This window comes from Flavobacterium sp., assembly GCF_003525665.1.
Lineage (GTDB): Bacteria > Bacteroidota > Bacteroidia > Flavobacteriales > Flavobacteriaceae > Flavobacterium.
This window is the reverse complement of sequence record NZ_DQDX01000194.1, coordinates 16,870-19,132: the sequence shown is the minus strand read 5'-3', so window position 1 is coordinate 19,132 and position 2,263 is coordinate 16,870. Positions and strand designations below refer to the sequence as shown.

Below are 2,263 nucleotides of genomic sequence, written 5' to 3'. Positions count from 1 at the left end.
CTCAAAAATTATCAATTCCAAGATTTGGTGATTTGCAAAAAACCGAAAGTTTGAATGTAGCAACTGCTACGGCAATTTTTTTAAGTGAGTTTAAAAGATTGCAATAAAAATCTATTGGAACGTAAAGTTTATAAATATTGCTCTAGATTTTAAAGCGTCAATATTTCCTGTCCATGGACTGTTTGGGTCGTTGTCTCTAATCAACTCATCATTTAACCCAAAAACACCACGAATAGAAGGTGAGAATTTGAAATATTCTAAGTATAAATCTATGCCAAAACCAACTTCATAGTTATTTGTCCAAGGTTTTACTCTAAATCGTTCCTGTAAATTGTCGTCTTTAGTTTTAGAATTACTAGACAAATTTAATGTCGCCGAAACGCCACCAACTAAAAAAGGACGAATATTTCCAGTTCGTTCTGAAGAAAATTTCAGTAATAAAGGGAAATGAATGTAAGTTGATTTTACTTCTCTTAAAGCATCATTTTCATCTGTAAATCCGGAGTAATTTAAATTTCTTTGCGTGTAATATAATCCTGGTTCAAATCGTAAATTAATGTATTCATGAAGACGTAAATCACCAATTAATCCTACATTAAAACCGGTAACGCCATCAACTAAAATATCAACATCGGGTGTGTTTTTATAGTCAATTTTAAAATCGTACATGTTGAAACCCAAAAAATAGCCCCAATAAACACGTTGTTTATCCCAGTTTTCTAGGTTTATAATTGGATCGCTGCTAAAAAGTCCTTTGGATTGCGCTTGACTTTGTAGTGATACTAATACTACTAGTAGAATATAAAAATGCTTTCTCATACTTATGCTGAAATACTTCAGTTTTATTTTTTGGATGCCGAATAAATTGTTGCTACACCAAATGTTTGTGGCATGGCTTCAACATCTATAAACCCAATTTTTCGTAAAATATTGTTTAACTCTTCACCAAAAGGAAAAACTGCCGCCGATTCTGATAAATATCCGTAGGCAACATTGTCTTTTGAGAAAAGTTTACCAATGATAGGTAAAATATTTTTAGTATAAAAATTATAGCCTTGTTTATAAGGAGTTTTTGTTGGGTTTGAAGTTTCCAGAATTACGAAAATTCCATTAGGTTTTAAAACTCTAAGGATTTCTGCAAGACCTTTTTCTAGGTTTTCAAAATTTCTAATTCCGAATGAAACGGTGATGGCATCAAAATGGTTGTCTGGAAAAGGCATGTTTTCGCTATCGCCAATCACCATATCAATGATGTTATCTAGTTTTTTTTCTGCAATTTTCTTTTTCCCAACTTCTAGCATTCCGGCAGAAATGTCTAAACCAATAATGTTTTTAGCATTGGTCTTTGTCATTAAAATAGCTAAATCTCCGGTGCCAGTTGCAATATCAAGAATGTTATTTGGATTTTTGGCTGCAACTAATTTAAGTACTTTTTTGCGCCATTTCACATCAATTCCAAAAGAGATTACGCGGTTTAAACCGTCATAATTTCCCGAAATGTTGTCAAACATTTGAGCTACTTGTTCTTTTTTTCCTAAGTTAGAATCTTTATATGGAGTTACGCTTTTAGCCATTTTACTTGCAATTTTTTATGGTGCAAAAGTACAAATAATAAAAATCAATTAGCAATAACAATTTCTAAAACTATCACAATAAAGCGTTTACTTTTTTAGATAGGTTTGAAACGAAAAATCAAAAAGGTGTTTCTCGTCTTTTGGATGAAATTCTTCTTGAACTAATTCCCAAATAGTGGTGTCGATTTCTGGAAAAAAAGTATCTGCTTCAAAGGTAGAATGAACTCTGGTAAGTTCAATTTTATCAGCAATTGCAATAGATTGTTGGTAGATTTCGCCTCCGCCAATAACAAATACATCTTCGTCTTTTGGACAAATCTCAATGGCTTTTTCTAAGCTGTTAACAACAATACAATTTTCTGGATTATAGTTTTTTTGCCTAGTAATTATAACATGGGTTCTATTAGGCAATGGTTTGGGGAAACTTTCAAATGTTTTTCGTCCCATAATGATATAATGTCCCGATGTTATGGCTTTAAATCTCTTGAAGTCGTCTGGCAAATGCCAAATAAGGTCGTTATTTTTTCCTAATGCGTTGTTTTCGGCTGCTGCTGCAATTAAAGTTATCATTATTTTTTATTCTCTATTTCGTTTTTTAATTGCTCAATTTTTTTTTCTTGCATGGCCATGAGTCTGTTTATTTGCTCAAGTTCCCATTTTTTATTCATGAAACTATCGGTAATAAATAC

Annotated in this window: 3 protein-coding genes and 1 pseudogene; 1 reads left to right on the top strand and 3 read right to left on the bottom strand. The window is 32.0% G+C overall.

All coding sequences use genetic code 11. The features are described 5' to 3' along the window. Positions 1-107: pseudogene (locus DIU01_RS13730) on the top strand (RNA methyltransferase); the annotation flags it as partial. Between the two features lie 4 nt (positions 108-111). Here the strand turns inward: DIU01_RS13730 and DIU01_RS13725 are convergent. From DIU01_RS13725 to DIU01_RS13715, 3 genes are all read right to left on the bottom strand, one after another. Next, complete coding sequence (locus tag DIU01_RS13725) at positions 112-819, bottom strand: porin family protein (protein ID WP_290835384.1); 708 nt, start codon at positions 817-819, stop codon at positions 112-114. Between the two features lie 23 nt (positions 820-842). Beyond that, positions 843-1,574 carry a bifunctional demethylmenaquinone methyltransferase/2-methoxy-6-polyprenyl-1,4-benzoquinol methylase UbiE gene (ubiE, locus tag DIU01_RS13720; protein WP_290835382.1) on the bottom strand — a complete coding sequence of 244 codons (732 nt, stop codon included), beginning with the start codon at positions 1,572-1,574 and terminating at the stop codon, positions 843-845. Positions 1,575-1,661: 87 nt separating this feature from the next. Then, the gene (locus DIU01_RS13715; RefSeq protein WP_290835380.1) at positions 1,662-2,144 is read right to left on the bottom strand and encodes a dihydrofolate reductase; all 483 of its coding nucleotides are present in this window, start codon (positions 2,142-2,144) and stop codon (positions 1,662-1,664) included. Between the last annotated feature and the right edge of the window lie 119 nt (positions 2,145-2,263).

What these genes read in the sequence shown, in the direction of transcription:
- DIU01_RS13725 (WP_290835384.1), bottom strand. Translation starts at nt 819, where the DNA reads ATGAGAAAGCATTTTTATATTCTACTAGTAGTATTAGTATCACTACAA.
- ubiE (WP_290835382.1), bottom strand. Translation starts at nt 1,574, where the DNA reads ATGGCTAAAAGCGTAACTCCATATAAAGATTCTAACTTAGGAAAAAAA.
- DIU01_RS13715 (WP_290835380.1), bottom strand. Translation starts at nt 2,144, where the DNA reads ATGATAACTTTAATTGCAGCAGCAGCCGAAAACAACGCATTAGGAAAA.